This window comes from Faecalicoccus sp. LCP19S3_E2 (assembly GCF_052121255.1).
In the GTDB taxonomy this organism is placed as follows: domain Bacteria; phylum Bacillota_I; class Bacilli_A; order Erysipelotrichales; family Erysipelotrichaceae; genus Faecalicoccus.
This window is the reverse complement of record NZ_JBQKEP010000020.1, coordinates 1-24,387: the sequence shown is the minus strand read 5'-3', so window position 1 is coordinate 24,387 and position 24,387 is coordinate 1. Positions and strand designations below refer to the sequence as shown.

The following is a 24,387-nucleotide window of genomic DNA, read 5'->3' as shown; positions in this document are numbered from 1 at the left end:
ACATACCTTCATATCAGCAGATAATTTTGGCTTTCTTCCCATAGAAAAATCCCACCTCCATAGATACACGTTTATTTATTTCGTGTGTCCACTTTAGTGGGATCATATCAAATCAGCATCTTTCTTTATCCAATCAGCAGTACATCGCGAATGCCGGGAACTTCATCCATCAGTAATAATTTGATACCGGAAGAAAAATCTTCGGCTGCCATCATACATCCGGCACAGGCTCCGCGAAAAGCTACATAAACGATTGCGTTTTCATCGACACCCATCAGTTCAATATCGCCGCCATCCTGTTGAATATAAGGACGAATCTTATCTAGACATGCGTTGATTTGATTCATGTCCGGCATTACAACTTCTTCTGACATTCTGTCTCACTTCCTATCCTAAAAATAAAGGGATGAACAAAAGAGGAAAGACCAGTCCTACGACAAAGCCACCCAGGACCTCCACAAAGCGATGTCCCAATACGGATTTGAGCTGTTCTTCGTATATAGGATTATCCAGTTGTACTTCCATGTCTTTTAGATCCTTGATCAACTGCTGCGTTAATTCGATATTTTTTCCGGAATAGTAACGGACATGACAGGCATCATACATCACGATAAAGGCAAATACTGCCGTTACCGCAAAAATCGTGGAATCAAATCCTTCCTGCATTCCGATAGCCATCGATAAACCGGTGACCGTACTGGAATGGGAGCTGGGAAACCCACCACTGGCAACAACCCAGTGCAGATCCCATTTTCCGGATTTTAAATAATAAAAGATCGTTTTTGCCGCTTGTGCGATCAGGTTGCATGAAAGGGCAACAAACAATGGAAATAAAGCTTGTGGAAACATACTCTTTTTTCACTCCTAAACCGTTAGTATTATATCACAGATTCTTTTTTTCGTGATATAATGTGCTCGTAGAATAACGGAGGTACAATAACATGATTCAGTTAGACTTACAACATGCTCATTTAAAAGAGGATGTAAAAGCGTATCAGGAGCAAGTCAATCAGATCGATGAATCTTTGCGTATGAAAACATGCAAGGGAAATGATTTTATCGGTTGGATGACATGGGCTGACGATTATGACAAAGGAGAATTTGCCCGCATTAAGACATGTGCACAGAAGATCCAAAATGACAGCGATGTGTTTGTCGTATGCGGTATCGGTGGCTCTTACCTTGGTGCCCGTGCTGCGATTGAAATGATCAACGGTTTATACGCACAGAAAAAGCCGGAAATCATCTTCATGGGAAATACTTTCTCCAGCAGCTATATTGCACAGGTCATGGACTATATAAAAGATAAGGAAGTTAGCGTTAACGTAATTTCAAAATCAGGAACAACAACAGAAACTTCAATCGCATTCCGTATCTTAAAACAGTTTATGGAAGGAAAATACGGGGAAGATGCCAAAAAACGTATTTATGCGACAACGGATAAAGCCCGTGGTACATTAAAGGCTTTGGCCGATAAAGAAGGCTATGAAACATTCGTAATTCCGGATGATATCGGTGGACGATTCTCTGTCATTACACCGGTAGGACTTTTACCAATTGCCGTAGCCGGTATCGATATTGATGAAATCATGAAGGGTCTGCATGATGGCATGGGTGAATACGGTGATGCCGATCTGGATAAAAACCCGGCTTATCGTTATGCGGTAGCGCGTCGTATCTTACAAAACGAAGGTTATGATGTGGAATTATTTGTCAACTATGAAATGCAGATGCAGATGATTGCCGAATGGTGGAAACAGTTGTTTGGTGAAAGTGAAGGAAAAGATGGAAAAGGTATTTTACCGGATAGTGTATGTAACTCTACAGACCTTCATTCACTGGGACAGTTTGTACAGGATGGAAAGAAAATATTATTTGAGACCAATCTGTATGTAGAAAAACCGATGATCGATCTGACTTTCCCAAGCGATGATGAAAACTTGGACAACATGAATTACTTAGCCGGAAAATCGATTGACTGGGTTAACAAGATGGCCGCTAAAGGAACTTTACAGGCTCATGAAGAAACAGGTGGTGTACCAAACATTATCATTACTATGCCAGATATGAGCGCTTACAGTTTCGGTAATATGTGTATGTTCTACTTTAAGGCCATTGCGATGACAACTTTGATGAATGATTCGAACCCGTTCAATCAGCCTGGCGTTGAAGTATATAAAAAGAACATGTTCAAGCTTTTGGGAAAAGAATAAGTAAAAGAGCCGGAATGGCTCTTTTTCGGTTATCGTTATACAACTAAAAACATAAGCTTTTTTTGAGTTGGACTTTAAAATCGGACTAAAAACTCGTATAATAGTTAAGGTATAGGATTACTGTAATAAGGAGGAAATTGAAATCATGCCTAGAGCTAAACTATCGATGGATGGAAATACAGCTGCGGCTCACGTTGCCTATGCGTATACTGATGTTGCGGCAATTTACCCTATTACTCCATCTAGTCCAATGGCTGACCAAATTGATATCTGGTCTGCCGGTGGACGTAAAAACATCTTTGGGAATCAGGTAGTTGTTACAGAAATGCAGTCTGAAGCTGGTGCAGCCGGTGCTGTACATGGATCTTTAGCTGCTGGTGCTTTAACAAATACATTCACAGCCTCTCAGGGTCTGTTATTGATGATTCCAAATATGTACAAGATTGCTGCTGAACAGCTGCCTTGTGTATTTGATGTTTCTGCACGTACGGTTGCGACACAAGCATTGAACATCTTTGGTGATCACAGTGACGTTTATGCTTGCCGCCAGACAGGTTTTGCGATGCTTTGTGAAACAAACCCACAGGAAGTTATGGACTTATCTCCGGTTGCACATTGTGCTGCTTTGGAAGGAAAAGTTCCTTTCATCAACTTCTTTGATGGCTTCCGTACATCACACGAAATTCAGAAAATTGAAACATGGGATTATGAAGATTTAAAAGACATCTGCCCTATGGAAGATGTTGAAACTTTCCGTAACCATGCGTTGAATCCAGAACATCCAGCTATGCGTGGTTCTCACGAAAACGGAGATATCTATTTCCAGCATCGTGAAGCCATCAATACAGTTTATGATGATCTACCTGCTGTAGTTGAAAAATACATGGGCAAGATTAATGAAAAACTGGGAACAAACTATGATTTGTTCAACTACTATGGAGCACCGGATGCAGATCGTGTCATCATCGCTATGGGTTCCATCAATGACGTATGCGAAGAAGTTATCGATTACTTAACCGCAAAAGGTGAAAAAGTTGGTGTTATCAAAGTTCGTTTGTATCGTCCTTGGTCAAGCAAACACTTGTTGAAGGTGTTACCGGAAAAGGTTAAGAAAATTGCGGTATTAGACCGTACAAAAGAACCAGGTTCTTTAGGTGAACCATTGTTCCTGGATGTTGCGACAACATTAAGAGAAGCCGGAATGAACGACATCAAATTAGTTGGTGGACGTTATGGTTTAGGTTCTAAAGATACTCCACCTTCAAGTGTATTTGCCGTATATACAGAATTATTGAAGGATGAACCAAAAGAACGTTTCACGATCGGTATCGTGGATGATGTGACAAACTTGTCATTGCCAGAAGTAAAACCAGCTCCAATCACAAGTGCACCGGGAACAATCGAATGTAAGTTCTGGGGTCTTGGTGGAGATGGTACAGTTGGTGCCAACAAGAACTCTACAAAGATCATCGGTGACCACACGGATAAATATATCCAGGCTTACTTCCAGTATGACTCTAAGAAAACAGGTGGTATCACAATTTCTCATTTGCGTTTTGGAGACAACCCAATTAAGAGCCCATATTACATCAACCAGGCTGACTTTGTTGCCTGCCACAACCCTTCTTATGTAACTAAGGGATATAAGATGGTACAGGACGTTAAACCTGGTGGTATCTACATGATCAACTGTCAGTGGTCTGATGAAGAATTAGACAAACATATGCCTGCTGATGCCAAGAAATATATTGCCGAAAACAACATTCAGGTATATACGATCAATGCGATCGATAAAGCTATCGAAATCGGTATGGGTAAACGTACCAATACGATTTTACAGTCTGCTTTCTTCAAATTAGCAGATATCATGCCAATCGATGAGGCTGTTACTTTCATGAAAGAAGCCGCTAAGAAATCTTACTCTAAAAAAGGTGATGCGGTTGTAGAAATGAACTACAAAGCTATTGATGCTGGTGTAGATGCATTGCATAAAGTAGAAGTACCTGCTTCCTGGGCTAATCCAGAAGCTGATGCAGCTCCCGCAGAAAAAACAGGACGTCCTGCCACAGTTAAGATGGTTACAGAAATCATGGAACCAGTTAACTTGATGGATGGAGACAGCTTACCTGTATCTGCCTTCAATGCACACACAGATGGTCAATGGGAAACAGGTGCCAGTGCTTATGAAAAACGTGGTACAGCCGTTATGGTTCCGGAATGGGATTCTAACAAATGTATCCAGTGTAACCAGTGTGCCTTCGTATGTAGCCATGCGACAATTCGTCCATTCTTATTGAATGAAGAAGAAGTCAAAGCAGCTCCGGCTGAAATCAAGCTGGCTGATACAAAACCTAAAGCAAGCGAATTGAAGTTCACAATGAGTGTTACACCGCTTGACTGTATGGGATGTGGTGAATGTATCACTGTATGTCCTACCGGTGCCATCCAGATGGTACCTCAGGAATCCCAGTTACATATGCAGCCAGTATTTGATTACTTAGTTGCCAATGTATCTAAGAAAGATATCGGTTTGAAAGATGAAACCGTCAAAGGTTCTCAGTTCAATCAGCCATTATTAGAGTTCTCCGGATCTTGTGGTGGATGTGCCGAAACATCATATGCACGTTTAGTTACTCAGTTATTCGGTGAACAGATGTATATCTCTAACGCAACTGGATGTTCTTCTATCTGGGGTGGTCCGGCTGCAACATGTCCTTACACTGTAAACAAAGAATCTAAACAGGGACCTGCCTGGTCTAACTCTTTGTTCGAGGATAACGCAGAACACGGATATGGTATGGCTTTAGGCTACAAGACACTTCGTGAACACACAATTGCCAAGGTAGCTAAGGTTGTAGAAGAAGCAGGAAATGCAGATCTTCAGGCTGCTTTCGATAAATTTGTCGAAACCAAAGAAGATACTAAAGCAAACGTTGAACCAACAAAGGCTTTAATTGCTGCATTGGAAGCTTTAGGTACGGATGCTGCTAAAGAAGTATTGGCCGACAAACAGTACTTTGGTAAGAAATCTGTATGGATCTTCGGTGGAGATGGATGGGCTTATGACATCGGATTCGGTGGATTAGACCATGTATTGGCATCTGGAGAAAACGTAAACGTATTTGTATTCGATACAGAAATGTATTCAAATACAGGTGGACAGGCTTCTAAGGCAAGTAACATCGGTGAAGTATGTCAGTTTGCCGCTGCCGGTAAAGAAATGAAGAAGAAATCTTTGGCCGAAATCGCAATGACTTACGGATATGTATATGTTGCACAGATTGCTTTAGGTGCTAACCCTGCACAGGCTGTTAAGTGTATCGCAGAAGCAGAAGCTTACGATGGACCATCTTTGATCATCGGTTATGCTCCATGTGAATTGCACGGTATTGCCAAGGGTGGTTTGAACCATTGTCAGGATGAAATGAAGAAAGCTGTTAAGGCCGGATACTGGAACTTGTTCAGCTTCGACCCAGCTAAGAAAGCTGCCGGTAAGAACCCATTCACATTAACTTCTAAAGAAGGTGACGGAACTTATCAGGAATTCTTGAACAATGAAGCTCGTTACACTCGTTTGGTTAAACCATTCCCAGAAAGAGCAAAAGAATTATTTGCGAAATCTGAAGAAGAAGCCAACGCTCGTTTCGAACACTTGAAGAAACTGGTTGATTTATACAGCTAATTTCGTAAATGAAGGATCGGAATCATTCCGGTCCTTTTTTTTGTGCTACAATATCCAAAAAGGAGAACAACATGGAAGAAAAAAATCAAACAATTGTTAAAAAGACGGTTAAAAATGGTATTACCTTTGGTACATGCCTGGCAATGGTTATCAGCTACACAACCTGGCATTCTGTATTTTGGGCGATCATACACGGATTATTGAGCTGGATCTATGTGATTTACTTTATACTTCGCTATTGAGAAACAAAGCTATCTTTTATATAATCAAAACATGAAATTTTTATTTGATTGCGATGATACCCTCTATGATCTTTCCTGGCCTTTTAAAATGTGTTTAAAAGAGTTCCAATTGCATGTGCCACAAGAACAAATAGATTCTTTTTATGCCTGTTACAGAGCGCATGGTGATGCGATCTTTTCAAAGATTCAGAATAATCAGATTACGGTAGATCAATCAGGGGCGTATCGAATTTTAAAAGCTTGTGAAGAATACGGCATCCCATTTTCAGAAGAAGATGCTGTTTTATTCCAACAATGTTATAAACATTACCAACAAAAGATCTCCATGAGTCCTGTTTTTCATGATTACTTTTCATCGACTAAAAGCGAATGTGGTATCTTGACAAACGGTGAAGATATGCACCAGCGAAATAAGCTGCGTACTTTACAAGTTTTTTCCTATATTCCTGCCAATCATATTTTTACCAGTGGTCAGATCGGAGTCAGTAAACCAGATATACGCGCATTTCAATATGTGATGAGGGCGCTGGATGAAAAACCGAGTGACTGGGTTTATATCGGTGATAATTATATCAACGATATGGAAGGCGCCAAGAAGGCTGGACTGCATACGATTCATTTCAATCGCCATCATCAAAAGGAAGGCCCGTGCAGTGATCATGTAGTTTATACAGAAGAAGAATTGATTTCACTTTTAAGAAAATTGGAAGGTCGTGAAAAAAATGGACAGATCTTGTCTGAAGCATAAAAAAAGGATTGTTATTAAAGTTGGTTCCAGCAGCATTACACATGAAAATGGGGATTTATACTTATCTCGAATTGAGAAGTTGGTTCGTGTGCTATGTGATTTACGCGCACAGGGAAAAGATGTTGTTTTAGTATCTTCCGGTGCCATTGCCTGTGGTCGAAGAGCTTTGCATATCGGAAGAAGACCAGAATCTACGGCTGAAAAACAAGCCTTTGCGGCGGTGGGACAGGCACGTTTAATGATGGTCTATCAACGACTTTTCAGTGAATATAATATGGTGGCTTCCCAAATTTTATTGACTAAAAATATCATGCGGGAAAAACATGCCAGAGAGAATGCTCGCAATACCTTTCTGGAGCTTTTTGCCCTTCAAAGCATCCCTATCGTCAATGAGAATGATACAATTTCAACCCATGAGTTGTTGGAGGTAGAAAGCTTTGGCGATAACGATCAGCTGGCTAGTACAGTGGGCAGCTTGATCGGGGCGGATTTGGTGATATTATTAAGTGATATTGAAGGTTTATATACCGATAATCCCAAGACAAATCCCAAAGCACAACTGATCCGACATGTATCCCATATTGATCAAACGCTATTGAATATGGGTACCAATGAATCTAGTTCCAATGTGGGAACCGGTGGTATGAGCGCTAAATTAGTGGCCGCTCAAATTGCCATGGATGCCGGTGCCGATCTAGTGATCGCCAAATTTGAAGAAGGCATTGTGACCCGCATTCTACAAGGACAGCAGGCAGGCACATATTTTTGTGCAAATAAGGAGAAAGTATGAATTTAGAACAAATCGGGATTCAGGCGAAACAAGTCAGTTATCAATTGGCCTCTTTATCAACGGAACAAAAAAATCAGGCTTTACAGATGGTCAGTTCTTCTATATGGGAAAATAGGGGTGCAATCTTAGAAGCAAATCGTATTGATATGGAAAATGGGCGCAAAAAAAGATTAAGCGACGGCTTGTTGGATCGACTGCAACTTACAGAACAAAGAATTACGGATATGGCAAAAGCGGTATGGGATATAATCAAACTGGAAGATCCCGTTGGAGAAGTACTGGATGCCTATGACTTGGAAAATGGCTTACATATTGAAAAGAAGCGTGTACCCATCGGTGTGATTGGTATCATTTATGAAGCCAGACCAAATGTGACTTTAGATGCCTTTTCCATTTGTTTTAAAACGGGCAATGCCGTGATCTTAAAAGGGGGCAGCGATGCGATCCATTCCAATATTGCCATCACAAAAGCCATACAGGAAGGACTGAAACAAGCCGGTGTTTGTATAAATGCTATTCAATTTATTGAATCGACTTCGCATGAAGATACCCAGCGCTTTATGCAGATGACGGATTATGTTGATGTGATTATTCCAAGAGGTTCTAAACGACTGATTCAAAGTGTTATGCAGAACGCCAAGGTACCGGTGATTGAAACTGGGGCTGGAAATTGCCATATCTACATTGATGAAACGGCGGATATACAAAAAGCAGTGGATATTGTCTTTAACGCCAAGACCCAACGAATCGGTGTGTGTAATGCGGCAGAATCTTTATTAGTACATAAAAATATAGCAGCCCAGGTTTTGCCCCTGGTACAAAAAAAATTGAATGAAAAAGAGGTTTTGTTGAAATGCGATGAAATAAGCTATGACATCTTAAAAAATCAACCGGGGCGCATTGAGCATGCCACTAAGGAAGACTGGAGCATGGAATATTTGGATTATGTGATGTCGGTAAAAGTAGTGAAGGATGTTGAACAGGCTATTCAACATATTAACCGTTATTCCACCAAACATTCCGAAAGTATCATTACCGAGTCTAAGGAAAATGCACTTCGTTTTTTAAATGAAGTGGATTCGGCTTGTGTATATTGGAATGTGTCTACCCGTTTTACCGATGGCGGAGTATTTGGTTTTGGTGCAGAAATTGGTATCTCCACCGGAAAGATTCATGCTCGTGGACCGATGGGGTTAAAAGAGATGACATCCTACAAATACCAGATCAAAGGGGATGGACAAATACGTTCATAGAAATAAACTTTCTAAAAAGGCAGTTTTTTCTTTAAAGGAAGGAAATAACATGCAACCTACATTACAAAAGTGTACAAAAAAGGAGATAAATACACTGCGTCAAATATCAATAGAAACATATTATGATACATTTGCATCGATGAATACAGTAGAAACTATGCAAGCGTATTTAGAAATTGCGTTTGTAAAAGATAAGTTAGAACAAGAACAGGATGAAAAAATTCTTTATTTATGTTTTTGAAGAAAAAAGAAGAAATAGCTGGATATTTAAAGTTGATTGGCACAGACGGATATACACGATAAAGTTTCCTTAGAAATTGAAAGAATCTATGTACGAAGAAAATTTCAAGGACAAGGCTTTGGTACGTATTTGATGGAAAATGCAATCCAAATTGCTTTACAAAGAAAGAAGCGTTATATTTGGTTAGGCGTATGGGAGAAAAACGACAAAGCTTTATGATTTTATCAAAAACATGGCTTCTATCAAATAGGAAGACATTACTTTGTCATGGGTCAAGAAAAACAAACAGATTATGTGTTATAAAAAGACTTATAGTCATATTTATCCTCTTTTTTAACCATTCTATCCATTAATTTTGACAAGTAAACTTGGTATAAAGTATATTATAAGTGACAAGAGAACTTGGCAAAGAAGGTGATGATATGAAAAAAGAAGAAATCTTAGAACGTAGTCGAAAGGAAAATCAAAATGGAGATGAAAGAGAGAAAATGCAGATTCAAATATCAGAGAATCGAGGTTTTACAGTAACTGCATTTCTGGCTGCTTCTTTGATGCTTATTGGTTCAGGTGATGTATTTTTATTTGGCAAATCCATACCTTTTAATATCTTGATGAGTTTTATTTTTATTTCAGGTGTAACTGTAGATTTCTATTCAAAATATAAGTTTTTTCGAAAGAAGAAATATTTAGTCCGTTTCTTATTTTCTCTTTTACTGGTTCTTGCGGTTTTTATTAAATTCGTATTTGAGTCTCAGTAAAGAACGGTATGTAGCATATATTGGGGTATGGTAAATTATGCAAAATGAATTGATCTTAAAAAATCATTTAAAAGAGATTCGGCAGAAAAAAGGATTATCGCAAGCAGCTTTAGCCTCGATGGTTGGCGTATCTCGCAATACAATCAGTTCGATTGAAACCGGGCAGTTTAATCCTACAGCTAAGCTGGCATTGATCCTTTGTATTGCGCTAGATCAAAAATTTGAAGATTTATTTTATTTTGACTAATAATACACAAGGAAGGTCGATAAGATCTTCTTTTTTTTGTTAGATACAAATCCATATTAAAATAGTTTTTTTGATAGAATGGATATAGAAAGAGGTCACATATATGCCATTTGATTATAAGAAAGAATACAAAGAGTTTTACATGCCGCCTAAAAAGCCGACGATCGTTGAAGTTCCTGCCATGAATTATATTGCGGTTCGTGGGCAAGGAGATCCTAATGATGAAAAAGGAGAGTATGCACAAGCGCTTGGTCTATTATATGGAATTGCTTTTACTATTAAAATGAGTTATAAAGGGGATCATAAAATACAAGGTTATTTTGAATACGTAGTACCACCATTAGAAGGATTTTGGTGGCAGGAAAACACAAAAGGTATGGATTATACCCGCAAACAGGATCTTTATTTTATTTCGATGATTCGTTTACCAGATTTTGTGACGAAAGAAGATTTTGACTGGGCTATACAGGAAGCAACTAAAAACAAAAAGATGGATTTTTCTAAAGTTGATTTTTTAAATGTAAATGAAGGATTGTGCGTTCAATGTATGCATATTGGATCTTATGATGATGAACCGGATACCGTGAGTGCGATGCATCAGTTCGTCAAAGAAAACGGGTATACTTTAGATTTTAATGATCATAGATGGCATCATGAAATCTATTTGAGTGATCCAAGACGTTGTGATGTACAAAAGCTAAAAACGGTTATTCGTCATCCCATTCGAATAAGGGGGTAAAAAGATTTTTAAATAAAAATCAAATGAAGTTTTAAGGTCAGATTGCATATTCTGGCTTTTTTTATATGATGTATTTCAAAAGTTTGATTAACAAAAAATGGAAAAAGAAGTGAAAGAACATAATTGTACAAAATTTGACATTCAAAGCATATAACTAGTAAAAAAGTAGTCAATGTGAAATAATCTAAATGACCCAAGAATAAGATGAGTCGAAATTAATAATATTATGTATGATTCCATACATATCGAAAGGAGTATTACAATGAAAGAAGAAATGAAATGTCCATTTCATCATGGAGAAAACATGGAAGTTCATGTAGGTTCGAATGTGGATGCAAAAGATCCTGTTCGTTCCTGGTGGCCTGATTCTTTAAATTTAGATGTCCTTGCCCAACAGGATCAAAAGATCAATCCGAATGATGCGGATTTTAATTATCGCAGGGAATTTGAAAAAATAGATTATCAGGCTTTGAAAGAAGATATTAAAAAAGTGATTCAGACACCACAAGACTGGTGGCCGGCCGACTGGGGACAATATGGCGGTTTAATGATTCGAATGGCCTGGCATAGTGCAGGTACGTATCGAATTTTCGATGGCCGTGGTGGTGCCGGTACAGGCAATCAGCGATTTGCACCATTGAACAGTTGGCCAGATAATGCAAACTTAGACAAGGCGCGTCGTTTATTATGGCCCGTAAAGAAAAAGTATGGAAAGCGTATTTCCTGGGCAGATTTAATCATCTTAGCGGGTAATGTAGCGTATGAGTCGATGGGCTTTAAGCCTCTTGGATTTGGCGGGGGCCGAAACGATATTTGGAACCCGGAAAAAGATATCAATTGGGGAAGTGAGACAGAGTGGCTGGCGCCAACAAAAGAGCGTTATGATAATGATGAAAACCGCAAAAGTCTAGAAAATCCATTGGCAGCCGTTCAAATGGGATTGATTTATGTAAATCCGGAAGGAGTCGATGGTATTCCCAATCCAGGTCGTACCGCGCAAGATGTTCGTGTGACTTTCCAGCGTATGGGGATGAATGATGAAGAAACGGTTGCTTTGATTGTAGGGGGTCATACCGTGGGGAAAACGCATGGTGCCGGCAGAGCCGAAAATCTAGGACCGGAACCAGAAGCGAATACTGTAGAAGGACAAGGTTTGGGATGGATCAATCCAAATCAAAAAGCGAATAATGTCGTAACGTCCGGATTGGAAGGCGCCTGGTCTTCGCAGCCGGATCGTTGGAATCATTCCTACTTAAAGCTATTATTTAAATACGATTGGGGTCTGGTGAAAAGCCCGGCGGGGGCTTTCCAATGGGAACCTGTAGAAATCGAGGAAGAAGACATGCCGGTGGATGCTGCTGATCCAACCATCAAAAGAAAACCGATGATGACGGATGCTGATATGGCCTTGCGATATGATGCGAAATATCGCAAGATCGCAAAACACTTCTTAGATCATCCTAAAGAACTTGAAGAAGCGTTTGCCAAAGCCTGGTTTAAATTAACGCATAGAGATATGGGACCGAAATCGAGATACGCAGGCCCGGAAGTACCAGAAGAAGATTTCTTATGGCAAGATCCCATTCCGTCAGGGGATTATACCTTGAGTGAAGAAGACATTGAACGTTTGAAAGAAAAATTACTACAATCTGGATTGTCTTCGTATGAGATGATTTCGGTAGCTTGGGACAGTGCCCGAACATTCCGTCAAAGTGACTATCGTGGAGGAGCCAACGGTGCACGTATTGCCTTATCGCCACAGCGATTCTGGGAAGCGAATGAACCTGCCAAACTGGATAAGGTGTTGCAGACATATCGTTTGATACAAAAAGAGTTTGATAAAAAAGTAAGTTTGGCGGATTTGATTGTATTAGCTGGCAGTGCAGCGATTGAACAAGCGGCCAAAGCCGGCGGTGTCGATATCAAAGTACCATTTGCTCCTGGACGTGGTGATGCGACACAGGAGATGACGATCGAGCGCTCTTTTGATGTCTTAGAACCTAAACATGACGGCTTTCGAAATTATGTACAAGAGGGCTTAACCAACAAGCCGGAAACATTATTGGTGGACAAAGCCAATCTTTTGGGATTAAGTGCACCCGAGATGACTGTATTGATTGGAGGTTTACGTGTGCTGGATGTAAACTATGGTCAATCGCAACTTGGTGTATTGACGGAAAAACCTGGAGTATTGTCGCAGGATTTCTTTGTGAATTTAACGGACATGAACTTTAAATGGATTCCGCTGGAAGATGGTACATATCAGATTATTTCAAGAGAAAACAATCAGGAAAAGTACAGGGCTTCTCGTGTTGACTTAGTCTTTGGTTCCAATTCTATTTTACGTTCCTATTGTGAATTCTATGCCCAAGATGACAACAAAGAAAAATTTGTCAAAGACTTTGTGAATGCTTGGGTAAAAGTGATGAATAATGATCGTTATGATCTCCAATAACAGCTAGGTAAAGAGTGAAAGTGCTCTTTACCTTTTTTTCTATGGAGTGCTTTTTTAGCTGGGAACGACTTTTTATGATACACTAAGAATACTGTAAAGGAGTATGCTCATGTTTTTTGTAACGATACATGATTTAAAAAATATTAAAAAATTAAAAGAGGCTGGTGCTGATGCGATCATTATCGGGATAGAGGGTTTTTCCATTCGACAAAGTCTTACTATTTCTCTTAGAGATTTAAAAGAAGTTGTTTTACAGTGTCATGCACTGAATTTAAAATTGTATGTGAATGCCTTACGTTTTTTTATGGAAGATGAATTAAACTTGTTGGAGACGTTCTTAAAGGCATGTAAAGAAGCTGATCTCGATGGTATTTATTATAGTGATGAAGGCGTATTCTATGAAGCACAGAAACAGGGGATGGAATCTTTGTTGATTTATCAACCGGAGACATTAATTACCAATCATATGGACATTGCGTTTTATCTGCATTTGGGCATTCAATCCGTTTCACTAGCACATGAATGTTCTTTAGAAGAGATCTTACAAATGACAGAACAAAATAAAGAAGTAGAAATTTTGATTTCTGGTTATTTCTCAATTTTGTATTCCAGAAGAATGTTGGTCACTAATTATCTGGATGCGATTAAGTCAAACGAAAAAGGGCACAAAAAGGTATTAGATTTGATAGAATCGACACGTCAGGATCGAATGCCAATCGTAGAGGATGATTATGGTACTCATATTTTTAGTGAAGCACCGATTCAAAGTCAGAAGGAGCTGCCTGTTTTGAAAGAGCATGGATTATATCGCTTCCGAATTGACTCTATTTTTATGGATGACGATTGGACAGTCAATGTCTTACAGGCCTATCAAAACCAATCGGAAGTACCGGGTTCAAATCACTGGTATTATCAGACGACCATGAAAAAGAAGGAGGATAGCCATGAATAAGATTGAATTACTGGCTCCTGCAGGAAATCTGGAAAAGGCAAAAATTGCGATTTTATATGGTGCGGATGCGGTTTATATTGGAGGAAAACAATTTTCCTTACGATCTCGTGCCAGTAATTTCTCTTTGGAAGAAATGAAGGAACTGGTGGATTTTGCCAACGAAAGAGGGGCGCATGTGCATGTTACGGTGAATATGCTGCCGCATGAGGAAGACCTGCACGGTTTGGACGACTATTTGTTGGCCCTGGATCAGATCGGTGTTCATGCGATCATTGTCTGTTCACCGGCTATCATGATGAAGGCCAAAGAATTGGGCTGTCATTATGAAGTACATATTTCAACACAGCATTCTTCCACAAACTCCAATGCGGTTGCCTTTTGGAAAGAAAAGGGCATGGATCGTGTGGTATTGGGAAGAGAATGCCAAATGGATCAGATCGAAGCCATCTGTAAAAAAAATATTTTACCAATCGAAGTTTTTATTCATGGTGGCATGTGTATTTCTTTTAGCGGTCGCTGTGTCTTGAGTAATCATATGACCTTGCGCGATGCCAATCGTGGCGGCTGTGCGCAAAGCTGTCGGTGGAAATATCATTTAATGGACAGCGATCATGAATTAAGTGATCACAACAATCTGTTTAGTATGTCCAGTAAGGATTTACAGGCCGTAGATCAAATCGAAGCCTTTATAAAAATGGGGGTTGCTTCTTTGAAGATTGAAGGTCGCATGAAAAGTGCTTATTATCTGGCAACCGTTGTCAGCAGTTATCGTACTTTGATCGACCGTATTTATGAAAAAGGATATGCTTCCCAAGAGGATTTGGCGTATGCCAAAAGAGAAATTGCCAAGGCGGAAAACCGTCCGACGGGTCCAGGCTTTTATCAAGGCTTGCCAGGTTATAAGGTGCAGCTGTATCAAGATCATGATGAGACGGTGACCCAAGAATATGTGGCGATTGTCCTTGATTATGATGCCTCTTCACAAATCGCAACTTTACAGGTAAAGAATCATTTCTTACCAAATCAAACATTAGAAATCTTTGGTCCAAATATTTCAAGCACATTGGTTGAGGTTAATGAAATCTATGATGAAAATGATATACCTTTAGCTGTGTGTAAGCAACCAATGCAGATCGTTAAGACCAAATGGGAAGGTCCTATCGAAAAAAATGCGATGATCCGTAAGATTCGTGTTGTGTCTAAAGACGGATTATGAGAAAATAGAACAAGCTGAAAAGAGGGATATCATGAAATTGAGTCAAAGTTTCTTTTATACATTGCGTGAAAATGCAAAAGATGAAGATAGTATTTCCAGTAATTTGTTAGTACGTGCCGGAATGATCAAAAAAACTTCCAACGGTATTTATATGATCATGCCGATGGGGAAAAAGGTATTGGCGAAAATTGAAAACATCATTCGTGAAGAAATGGATGCCAAAGGGGCACAGGAACTCTTGATGCCGGCTTTGATTCCGGAAGATGTGTATGTGCAGTCTGGTCGAAGAGATGCGTTTGGATCCAACATGTTTTCATTAAACGACCGGTATATGAAGCGTTATGTACTAGGTCCAACCCATGAAGAATTGTTTGCGGTTGCGGCAAGTATGAACGGAAAATCGTATAAAGATTATCCATACAATCTGTATCAGATTCAGACAAAGTATCGAGACGAGACACGTCCTCGTTATGGATTGATCCGTGTTCGTGAATTTATCATGAAAGATGCATATACATTTGACATCGATGAAAAAGGATTGGATGAAGCCTACCAGAAGATGTATGATGCTTATTGCCGCATTTTTGATCGTTTAGGTTTAGAATATAAGATTGTTAAAGCCGATACAGGGGCTATGGGTGGCCTTTTATCGGAAGAGTACCAGGCCATTTCCAGCATTGGCGAAGATACTATCGTAGGTTGTGAGGGTTGTGATTTTTCCAGCAATCTAGAGATTACTGAAGTTATTGATACGACGGAAGAAAGTCAGGAAAAAGAAAAAGAAATGCATTTGATGGAGACACCGAATGCGAAAACCATTGAAGAAGTGGCCGCTTTCTTTGGAAAAGAAGCCAATGATTTTGTTAAGACCCTGATTTATAATGTCGATGGAAAGATCGTTGCGTTCTGTATCCCAGGCGATCGTGAGCTTAACGAAACGAAAGTTTTAAAACTGTTGGGTGCCAACGAGATGGAGCTTGCTTCCTTTGAGGATGTAGAGAAGGTGACGCATGCCAAGGTAGGATTTGCCGGTCCAATCGGTATTGATTGTCCGGTGTATCTGGATCGCCAGATTCTTCATAAGAAAAACTTTATCGTGGGTGCCAATAAGACAGACCACCATATTGAAAATGTCAATATCAAGGATTTTGATTATGTGAAAGTAGCTGATCTATGTCAGGTCAAGGAAGGCGATATCTGTCCGGTTTGTGGAAAGAAATTAACCTTCCAGCATGGTATTGAAGTGGGGAACCTCTTTAAGCTGGGAACAAAATACTCCACTTCCATGAATCTGTTATATACCGATGCCAATAATCAGCTGCAACCGGTATGGATGGGAAGCTACGGTATTGGCTTAGAACGTTGTATGGCAGCGGTCGTAGAACAGCATAACGATGCTTCCGGTATCATCTGGCCTACCGAGATTGCGCCGTTTAAACTGGCAATCGTACCGGTTAGTGCAAAGGATGAACAACAAGTTTCTATTGCCAATGAGCTTTATGAGTATTGTCGATCTAAAAAATATGATGTGCTCTTGGATGATCGCAATGAGCGTCCGGGGGTTAAATTTAAAGATATGGAACTGATTGGTATTCCGTATCGAATTACAGTTGGACGTGGTATTCAAAATGGCAACGTTGAATTTGTCACAAGAGCCAACGGTGAGAAAACAGAAATCTCCTTAGACGACATTAAAGCAAAGATTGATGCGATCTATACAAATCAGGGTGAGTAATGACTCATCCTTTTTTTTGTGCAAATTGTTTCAAAATATGTAAGAATCTTTCAAGAAAACGGTTACATCCATTTTTTGAGATTTACTTTTCCTAACAGTTAGGTTAAAATTACCCTATTAGGAGGACTTAGAATGGAAAAAAAGATTAGTATCAGCAATAACCAGGTGATTTTAAATTACAACAAGGCGTATCCGAAAGATCGTCAGGAATTTTTAGCCAGTAAAACATTTCAGGTTTATATTCAATATTTTATTTCCAGTCAAAAGGAAAAAAATGTGGACTTGTATAAATATCTGACACAGGATGGAAAATACGATTCGCAGGAAGCTGCTGCAGAATTTACTCATTTCCTTCGTTTGTTGTCGGTGTTTAAAATGGATGAGATTCGCAATGATTATGCATTGGATGAAAAACATCTGTTGGATACCATTGAAGAGATTTATAAATCATGGCGAGATCTGCAGCGTTTTGCGGTGATGTCCAGTGAAAACATTGATGGCTTTGGTGTCAATACTTTGGTCGCAAGAGATTCTGCCGTCAATTCACTTTTCTTGCGTACATACCGTTTATTTGAAGAACGTGCCATGCATAGAAGAAACGTAGTGTATCGTCAGGCGCAGGCCGGTACTAATGCATGTTTCTCTGTATATCGTCATAAAAATTTATGGGATCCTAAATATGAAGCATTGATGGACATTCCGGTCATTGATACTGTTATGCTTCGTACACCAATGATCCTGCATCCGAAATCCAGCAAGCGTGAAGGTGTGATCAATGAAACGGATACAAACCCAATCACATATTTTGCGGGTGATCCGGAAGAATGGTTCTGTTTCCCATGTAAAGTCGGAAAACTATTGTGCTTTGTATATTTCAATACAAAATATATTGCATCGGCTTTAAGTATGGCCAACTTATTCGAATTGGCCAGCCGCGAAGAATCAGAACAGAAACCGGATTTGATCTGTATTTATGGAAATCCGGATGATCGCAATGAAACACAGTTCTATCACGATGAAGCGAATGATATCTGGGTAGGATGCATCAGTGATCATCCACGTGTAGAGTATTTTGGATATTTGAAGAAAATGTGTTTGACATTACATAACCTTGCGATGATGCAAAGAGGATGGCTGCCAATCCACGGAGCTTTTGTCAACATTACATTAAATGATGGCAGAAGAAAAGGTTTGATGTTGATGGGAGATTCCGGTGCTGGTAAGTCAGAATCCATTGAAGCACTGAAAGCTGTTGGACACGATATCATCCGTGATATTGAAGTTGTATTTGATGATATGGGTACGATTCATGTTGAAGATGGTGTACCTTATGGACAGGGAACAGAAATCGGTGCCTTTGTTCGATTGGATGACCTAGATCCGGGAACACCATATCGTGATATGGACCGCGCTGTCATCATGGGACCGGAAAATCCAAATGCTCGTATGGTTGTACCGGCAAGCCCATATCGTGTTGTCGTACATAATCATACGATCGATTTATTTGCGTATGCCAATAACTATACGGATGAATATGGTCTAAAACAGCGTCCAATCGAGGATGTCAAAGAAACTTGTAAGCAGGGAAAACGTATGGCATTGGGAACAACGCAGGAAGTTGGTATTTCTACAACGTATTTTGCCAACCCATTTGGACCTATGCAGAAACAGGAACTTTGTGAACCGCTGATTGATAAAATGTTCCAGTGCATGAAAGACAACGGCGTGTTTGTCGGGGAAATCTATACTCATTTAGGATTTGACCGTGCAAATCGTAAAGGTTTAGATATTGCCGCTAAAGAATTGCTTGAGTTCATCAAAAAATAGGAGATGATCATATGTATCAAGATTATGAAGCTTCGTTTTATTCACAAAATGAAGTAAAAAAATCCGTATTAAACAGCTATCTTTGGATGGCTATTGGTTTGATGGTGACCGCTGCAGTATCGTTTGGTTTGTATCGAAGTGGTACATTTTTAGCCATCATCGAACGTAGTCCATTCTTAGCTTTTGGATTGTTGCTTGCGCAGATCGTTCTAGTTGTTGTATTTTCTTCACAATTGGCAAGAAATACGTCTGCTGCCACTATGAAAATTTTATTTCTGTTGTATTCTTTAACCCTCGGTTTCAGCATGACATCCATTTTCTATGCGTATTCAGAAGGTGTTATCTTTGTTGCGTTTTTGGTAGCGGCCCTCTATTTTCTCTGTTTAGTGTTTATTGGCCTAACAACAAAGAAAGATATGTCGCGCATTGGATCGATTTGTTTTACCGGTTTGATTGCCATGATCATTTCACAAGTACTTTTATCCATATTTCATATTGGAATGGATACTCGTTTTATGTGCCTTGTAGGTCTGCTTCTTTTTACCGGGATTACGGTATGGGATATACAGCGTATGAATAAGATCATGACGTTCAATGATGGATCAATCGTTTCCAGAGAAAAGTTATCCATTTATTTTGCATTAGAGTTATATTTGGATTTCATTAACATCTTCTTATACATTCTTCAATTGTTGGGAATGGGAAGTTCAAAAGACTAGAGAAGAGCAAAAAAAAGCTCTTCTTTTTTGTGCAAATAAAAAGGAAGGATTGCCCTTCCTTTTACATTAAAGCACTTCTAATACTTTATTGTAGTCTGGTTCATTGGCTACTTCGGCACAATATTCAACGTGAACTAGCTTATTGTTTTCATCAACGACAAAGACAGCTCTTGTCAACAAGCCCAATTCTTCAATCAAGGTTCCACTGACCTTGGCAAAGTTTTGTCCTTTGTAGTCGCTACCCATGATGACTTTGTCATTGTTTTTGGCCTGGCACCAGCGATCCAGAGCAAATGGTAAGTCCATGGAAAGGGATACCACTGTGACATCATCTCTATCCTTAAGTGAATTCATAAACTTTGCGACTTCCATCGAACAAACACTGGTATCAATGCTTGGAACGCTTAAGAATACACGTTTTCCTTTTAAAGTTGTGCTGTCAACTGTATTTAAATCCTTATCTACAAATGTAAATGCAGGCATTTCACTTCCTTCAACAAGAGGTGCGCCAACTAATGTTACTTCATTTCCTTTAAATGTTGTCATATGTATGATCTCCTTTTTACTGACTTCATCGTAACATGTCCCGGGTAGAAATCCTATTGAAATGCTCAAAGAAAAAGCACAAAAGTTATCCTTTGCGCTTTAAATTTTTCATATATGTTTTTAAGTTGGCATCCTTTGTAACAACCGGTTGGATGCTTCCTGTCTTGCTGGTGGCAATCACACAAACCCCTGAACCATGTCCGCTTGTATAAGAATCACTGTGTACGATCACACCGACACTGATACTTCCTTTTAAATAGTGCGGACCGTATTCATTATCATGATCTAAGATGGCGACAAAATCACCAAAGCGAAGGTCGTTAAGGCCATAGGCTTCATTGGCTTCTTTATCCTGGGTCATGATATCGTAATCGCCTTCCATCATGGTATTGCTTCCAAGACCGGAACCCATCAAAAAGGCCGGAACAACTGTAACAACAGGGAAGGTGATCCCTTTATCGATTTCTTCGATAGGCATAGCTTCTAATAAATCCGGATCGATGTTCATCACATAAATGTCTTCATGATCTAAAAGCTTTAAACCTTGGCCATAAGCTTTGACCAATATGGTTTCATTGCCATCCATTTCCTCCAGGATCTTTTTGTCAAAACAGATCATCGTATGATCGATACCGCCGTGAGTTCCCGATACATAGCCTTTCTTACCTTTTTGTGGCCCGTTGATGATACGTGCTTCATTACCTACACAGGCAAATGTTTCCAAGGCATGATTTTCTCCATTGGATGGATTGGCTAGTGAGATGCCGGGCTCTACATGATCACCGGCTAATCCCATGCAAGGATCACCAATGGCATGAGAGTAAGTAATACCACCGGTACCAATTGGCATTCTGCCTTTTCCGTCATAGCCAACACGAAAGCCTTTCATACGAGGATGATCGACCTGTCCGTTGACGGCAATTTTTACTAATTTGTCACGATTGATTCGCATAACTTATTTCCTCCTTTGTCTAACGATTTCAAATCCAAATGCACTAACTGTACTTGCCGTATCCAACGCATAACGACAGTCTCTTCCATATTCTAAAAAAATGTTTTGCGTGGAATGTTTGGCCAGCTGTGCACTGATACCACGTAACGCGCCACCTAAAGCTAAACAAAAATTCTCAGGAAAGGTATAGTCATATAAAGATATGGCATCCTTTCGATGCGCCATTACAAGAGGTATTGCGTGTTGTTTTAAATAATAGATCAAATCTTCTTCTTTTTGGATCCAGTAGATGCTTAGATGCTCAAAAGCACCGGCACTGGCCTTTAAGATTAACGGTTCGACCTTAGACCAGTCTCTTTCCATCAAAATCAAACCATTGCATCCAGCTGCATATAAAGATCGACAAATACTGCCCAGATTATAAGGATCTTCAATCCCATCGATATGACATAAAAACCCAGATAGTGAATGATCCGGCAAACCTGGATGATGCTGTACACCGGCTTTTACAAGCAGACCACCATGGGTAGAAGAGCTGGCCATGGTTTGTATCTCTTCTTTTGTTTGATAGGAAACAGGAATGTTTCTTTGTTTGGCCAGATAATAGACATAACCAAAATCTTTATTGCGTTTTCCTTGTTCCATAATGATTTGAAAAATATCGCGCTTTTGATTTTCCAGTATAGCCTTCACCGAGATTTTTCCTTCAAATAAAAGTTCCATGGTCTTATTATAAGGCCTTTCCGAAATTAAATCTATATGATAAAATTTTGAAATGTAAGCGGGTGATCAAATTGAATTTTCGTATAACAGAAGAAATGAAAAAAAGAATGTTTGTATATGGAGGCTCTTTATCCATTGCGGTATTGATTGCCATGTTTTTTCTGTTTTTTGATCGAGTCGTTGACTTTATTCAATTCATCTTATCGATCGGATCCCCATTTTTATTAGGAATTTTTCTAGCCTTTTTACTGCATAAACCTTCAAAATGGTTTGAAAGAAAGCTGTTTGGAAATACAAATTTGAAACAAAATAATAAACGATTATTGTCAATCATATTATCTTTTATCTTGTTTCTATGTTTGATTGTCTTATTTTTTGGAACCATTATTCCAAGTTTGATTGATTCTTCCATGCAGTTTGCGGATAACTTTAAATCGTATTGGGGCAATTTAATGGATTATGCGACAAGTTTAGGGAAACAATTGAATATTTCGGGACAGGATATTGAAAGAGCGTTAAACGAAACGGATCTCTTCAATACTGTGACTTCGACACTGACTCGATATCTTCCGGAAATTGCCAATTATTCATACAATGTGATTCGTTTGATTATCAATTTTATCCTGGCTTTAGTGAGTGCTTTCTATATCTTGCTGGATAAAGAAAGTCTGGTTCGCGGACTAAAAAAATTAAACTATGCGTTGTTTGATAAATCAATGGCTAACTTTATCACCGCATGGACCGAGGATGCCAAGCTCGTCTTTGAAAAATATATTGTCGGAAGTATAATTGATTCTTCCATTATCGGCGTGAGCTGTTACATTGGTGTGTCGCTGTTGCAGATTCCTTATGCGCCGATGATTGGATTTGTGGTCGGTGTGACCAATGTGATTCCGGTTTTTGGGCCGTTTATTGGCGCTATCCCGGTAATTGTACTGTTACTTTTGATTGATCCGATCTATGCGTTGATCTTTGCGATTTTTATTTTGATCCTGCAGCAGATTGATGGCAACGTGATCAAACCGATTGTATTAGGCGATCAGCTGGGCATTTCCGGATTCTGGATTTTGTTTTCCGTGACGATCGGTGGCGGTATTGGCGGTGTCGTCGGCATGTTTTTAGGGGTTCCCGTTTTTGCTTTGTTGTATGCAGGCATACGTGATTTCTCAAAAAGTCGTCTTGCGCAAAAACACATTCATATTACGGATAAAAAGGGAACTGTTGATTAACAGTTCTATTTTCATTTCACTGGATTTTTTAGAAAGGTCTTAGTATAATTTACTCACTGTGAGGTGACAATATGGGTGTATTCGTGCATACACTTGAACATACACTGGAAGATACATGGATGATGTTTCCTTTTCTTTTGATTACTTACATGATCCTGGAAGTATTTGAAAGGCGAAACAATAACAGGGACGAAAAGATATTTTTTGGTTTACAAAAATATGGGCCTTTAGTCGGCGCTATTGTAGGCTTGTTGCCACAATGTGGTTTCAGTATTCTGGCAGCCATGTTGTTTGTACAAAGAAATATCACATTAGGTTCATTGTTGGCCGTGATGATTGCGACAAGTGATGAAGCCATACCTATCCTTTTAAGCAATCCTTCTTTATATTCGACTTTAGGTCTTTTATTAGTGCTCAAATTTGTGATTGCGGTTGTGATCGGCTACTTTGTAGATCATGTACTTTATCGCCATCAAAAAGTTGTCTATTTTGAAGATATGGAAGAGGAGCCTGAACAGGAAGACTTTGAAGAAGAACAGGATGGTTCCGCCTGTCCTTGTTGTTATCCGGAATATCCGATCTATATCAGTGCACTTATTCGATCATTTAAAATTTTTGTATTTATCTTTGCAACAAGCTTTGTATTGACCTTATTGATTGAATGGATCGGTGAAGAAAATTTAAGTACGATTCTTTTGTCCAAATCATTCCTTCAGCCGATATTGGCAGCTATCTTTGGTTTTATTCCAAATTGTGCAGCTACAGTTGTATTATCACAGCTTTATATGACCGGACAACTGCAGTTTGGTTCTTTATTAGCCGGACTGATCACAAATGCAGGTTTGGGACTTGTGGTATTGATTCGCTATAATGAAAATAAGAAAATGGTATTTCGCATTATTGCGATCTTACTGATTGTAGCGGTTTTATTCGGAATGGGATTCTTTATTCTGGAGAATTTGATACAGTTCTAAAAAATGAACTTGAATCTGAGAAGACATGTGAAAAATGATATGATCCCACTAAAGTGGACACACGAAATAAATAAACGTGTATCTATGGAGGTGGGATTTTTCTATGGGAAGAAAGCCAAAATTATCTGCTGATATGAAGGTATGTA

Annotated in this window: 24 protein-coding genes; 19 read left to right on the top strand and 5 right to left on the bottom strand. The window is 39.3% G+C overall.

What is annotated here, in order from left to right:
* Nucleotides 1-125: 125 nt before the first annotated feature.
* Nucleotides 126-374: a NifU family protein gene (locus tag ACTQX6_RS11880; protein ID WP_022789654.1), complete on the bottom strand. Its 249-nt coding sequence runs from the start codon at nt 372-374 to the stop codon at nt 126-128.
* A gap of 13 nt (nt 375-387) precedes the next feature.
* Nucleotides 388-849 (bottom strand): divergent PAP2 family protein, encoded by a 462-nt coding sequence (locus ACTQX6_RS11875; RefSeq protein ID WP_117446126.1) that lies wholly within the window; start codon nt 847-849, stop codon nt 388-390.
* 92 nt (nt 850-941) lie between these two features.
* On the opposite strand from ACTQX6_RS11875, the gene ACTQX6_RS11870 reads away from it, so the two are divergent.
* The 17 genes from ACTQX6_RS11870 to ACTQX6_RS11790 all read left to right on the top strand — a co-directional run bounded on the left by ACTQX6_RS11870 (nt 942) and on the right by ACTQX6_RS11790 (nt 19,817).
* Entirely contained in the window at nt 942-2,213 is a 1,272-nt protein-coding gene (locus tag ACTQX6_RS11870; protein WP_168964974.1) for a glucose-6-phosphate isomerase, read from the top strand.
* A 145-nt stretch (nt 2,214-2,358) separates the two neighbouring features.
* Nucleotides 2,359-5,895 (top strand): pyruvate:ferredoxin (flavodoxin) oxidoreductase, encoded by a 3,537-nt coding sequence (gene nifJ / locus ACTQX6_RS11865; protein WP_441657535.1) that lies wholly within the window; start codon nt 2,359-2,361, stop codon nt 5,893-5,895.
* Nucleotides 5,896-5,966: 71 nt separating this feature from the next.
* Nucleotides 5,967-6,137 carry a hypothetical protein gene (locus ACTQX6_RS11860; protein WP_022789650.1) on the top strand — a complete coding sequence of 57 codons (171 nt, stop codon included), beginning with the start codon at nt 5,967-5,969 and terminating at the stop codon, nt 6,135-6,137.
* Nucleotides 6,138-6,168: 31 nt separating this feature from the next.
* Entirely contained in the window at nt 6,169-6,885 is a 717-nt protein-coding gene (locus ACTQX6_RS11855) for an HAD family hydrolase (RefSeq protein ID WP_294687169.1), read from the top strand.
* Nucleotides 6,860-7,675, top strand: a complete 816-nt coding sequence (proB, locus tag ACTQX6_RS11850) for a glutamate 5-kinase (RefSeq protein WP_294687171.1) — start codon at nt 6,860-6,862, stop codon at nt 7,673-7,675. The genes ACTQX6_RS11855 and proB overlap by 26 nt, the downstream gene beginning before the upstream one ends.
* Nucleotides 7,672-8,928 (top strand): glutamate-5-semialdehyde dehydrogenase, encoded by a 1,257-nt coding sequence (locus ACTQX6_RS11845; protein WP_294687173.1) that lies wholly within the window; start codon nt 7,672-7,674, stop codon nt 8,926-8,928. Before proB ends, ACTQX6_RS11845 begins: the two co-directional genes overlap by 4 nt.
* A gap of 49 nt (nt 8,929-8,977) precedes the next feature.
* Nucleotides 8,978-9,169: a hypothetical protein gene (locus ACTQX6_RS11840; RefSeq protein ID WP_205142402.1), complete on the top strand. Its 192-nt coding sequence runs from the start codon at nt 8,978-8,980 to the stop codon at nt 9,167-9,169.
* Between the two features lie 36 nt (nt 9,170-9,205).
* Nucleotides 9,206-9,388 (top strand): GNAT family N-acetyltransferase, encoded by a 183-nt coding sequence (locus tag ACTQX6_RS11835; protein WP_206198215.1) that lies wholly within the window; start codon nt 9,206-9,208, stop codon nt 9,386-9,388.
* 203 nt (nt 9,389-9,591) lie between these two features.
* On the top strand, nt 9,592-9,927 hold the full coding sequence (locus ACTQX6_RS11830) for a DUF6442 family protein (RefSeq protein WP_117446132.1): 336 nt from the start codon (nt 9,592-9,594) through the stop codon (nt 9,925-9,927).
* A gap of 37 nt (nt 9,928-9,964) precedes the next feature.
* On the top strand, nt 9,965-10,174 hold the full coding sequence (locus ACTQX6_RS11825) for a helix-turn-helix transcriptional regulator (RefSeq protein WP_022789645.1): 210 nt from the start codon (nt 9,965-9,967) through the stop codon (nt 10,172-10,174).
* Nucleotides 10,175-10,277: 103 nt separating this feature from the next.
* Nucleotides 10,278-10,913 (top strand): GyrI-like domain-containing protein, encoded by a 636-nt coding sequence (locus ACTQX6_RS11820; protein ID WP_294687178.1) that lies wholly within the window; start codon nt 10,278-10,280, stop codon nt 10,911-10,913.
* 262 nt (nt 10,914-11,175) lie between these two features.
* A complete protein-coding gene (katG, locus tag ACTQX6_RS11815; protein WP_272004008.1) occupies nt 11,176-13,368 on the top strand; it encodes a catalase/peroxidase HPI in 2,193 nt (730 codons plus the stop codon).
* 109 nt (nt 13,369-13,477) lie between these two features.
* A complete protein-coding gene (locus tag ACTQX6_RS11810; RefSeq protein WP_441657534.1) occupies nt 13,478-14,320 on the top strand; it encodes a peptidase U32 family protein in 843 nt (280 codons plus the stop codon).
* Complete coding sequence (locus tag ACTQX6_RS11805) at nt 14,313-15,536, top strand: peptidase U32 family protein (protein WP_294687181.1); 1,224 nt, start codon at nt 14,313-14,315, stop codon at nt 15,534-15,536. The genes ACTQX6_RS11810 and ACTQX6_RS11805 overlap by 8 nt, the downstream gene beginning before the upstream one ends.
* 31 nt (nt 15,537-15,567) lie before the next feature.
* Nucleotides 15,568-17,271, top strand: a complete 1,704-nt coding sequence (locus ACTQX6_RS11800) for a proline--tRNA ligase (RefSeq protein WP_294687183.1) — start codon at nt 15,568-15,570, stop codon at nt 17,269-17,271.
* A gap of 132 nt (nt 17,272-17,403) precedes the next feature.
* A complete protein-coding gene (locus ACTQX6_RS11795; protein WP_117446137.1) occupies nt 17,404-19,098 on the top strand; it encodes a hypothetical protein in 1,695 nt (564 codons plus the stop codon).
* A gap of 11 nt (nt 19,099-19,109) precedes the next feature.
* On the top strand, nt 19,110-19,817 hold the full coding sequence (locus ACTQX6_RS11790; RefSeq protein WP_117446138.1) for a Bax inhibitor-1/YccA family protein: 708 nt from the start codon (nt 19,110-19,112) through the stop codon (nt 19,815-19,817).
* A gap of 66 nt (nt 19,818-19,883) precedes the next feature.
* Here the strand turns inward: ACTQX6_RS11790 and tpx are convergent, their stop codons facing one another.
* The 3 genes from tpx to ACTQX6_RS11775 form a co-directional block, all read right to left on the bottom strand.
* Entirely contained in the window at nt 19,884-20,363 is a 480-nt protein-coding gene (gene tpx / locus ACTQX6_RS11785; RefSeq protein WP_022789638.1) for a thiol peroxidase, read from the bottom strand.
* A gap of 85 nt (nt 20,364-20,448) precedes the next feature.
* Nucleotides 20,449-21,315 (bottom strand): DUF4438 domain-containing protein, encoded by an 867-nt coding sequence (locus ACTQX6_RS11780; protein ID WP_441657533.1) that lies wholly within the window; start codon nt 21,313-21,315, stop codon nt 20,449-20,451.
* A 3-nt stretch (nt 21,316-21,318) separates the two neighbouring features.
* Nucleotides 21,319-22,038, bottom strand: a complete 720-nt coding sequence (locus ACTQX6_RS11775) for a TrmH family RNA methyltransferase (RefSeq protein ID WP_294687188.1) — start codon at nt 22,036-22,038, stop codon at nt 21,319-21,321.
* Nucleotides 22,039-22,133: 95 nt separating this feature from the next.
* Between ACTQX6_RS11775 and ACTQX6_RS11770 the strand changes: the two genes are divergently transcribed.
* Complete coding sequence (locus ACTQX6_RS11770; RefSeq protein ID WP_181965597.1) at nt 22,134-23,267, top strand: AI-2E family transporter; 1,134 nt, start codon at nt 22,134-22,136, stop codon at nt 23,265-23,267.
* A gap of 71 nt (nt 23,268-23,338) precedes the next feature.
* Complete coding sequence (locus tag ACTQX6_RS11765; RefSeq protein WP_272004112.1) at nt 23,339-24,241, top strand: putative manganese transporter; 903 nt, start codon at nt 23,339-23,341, stop codon at nt 24,239-24,241.
* The last annotated feature ends 146 nt before the right edge of the window (nt 24,242-24,387 follow it).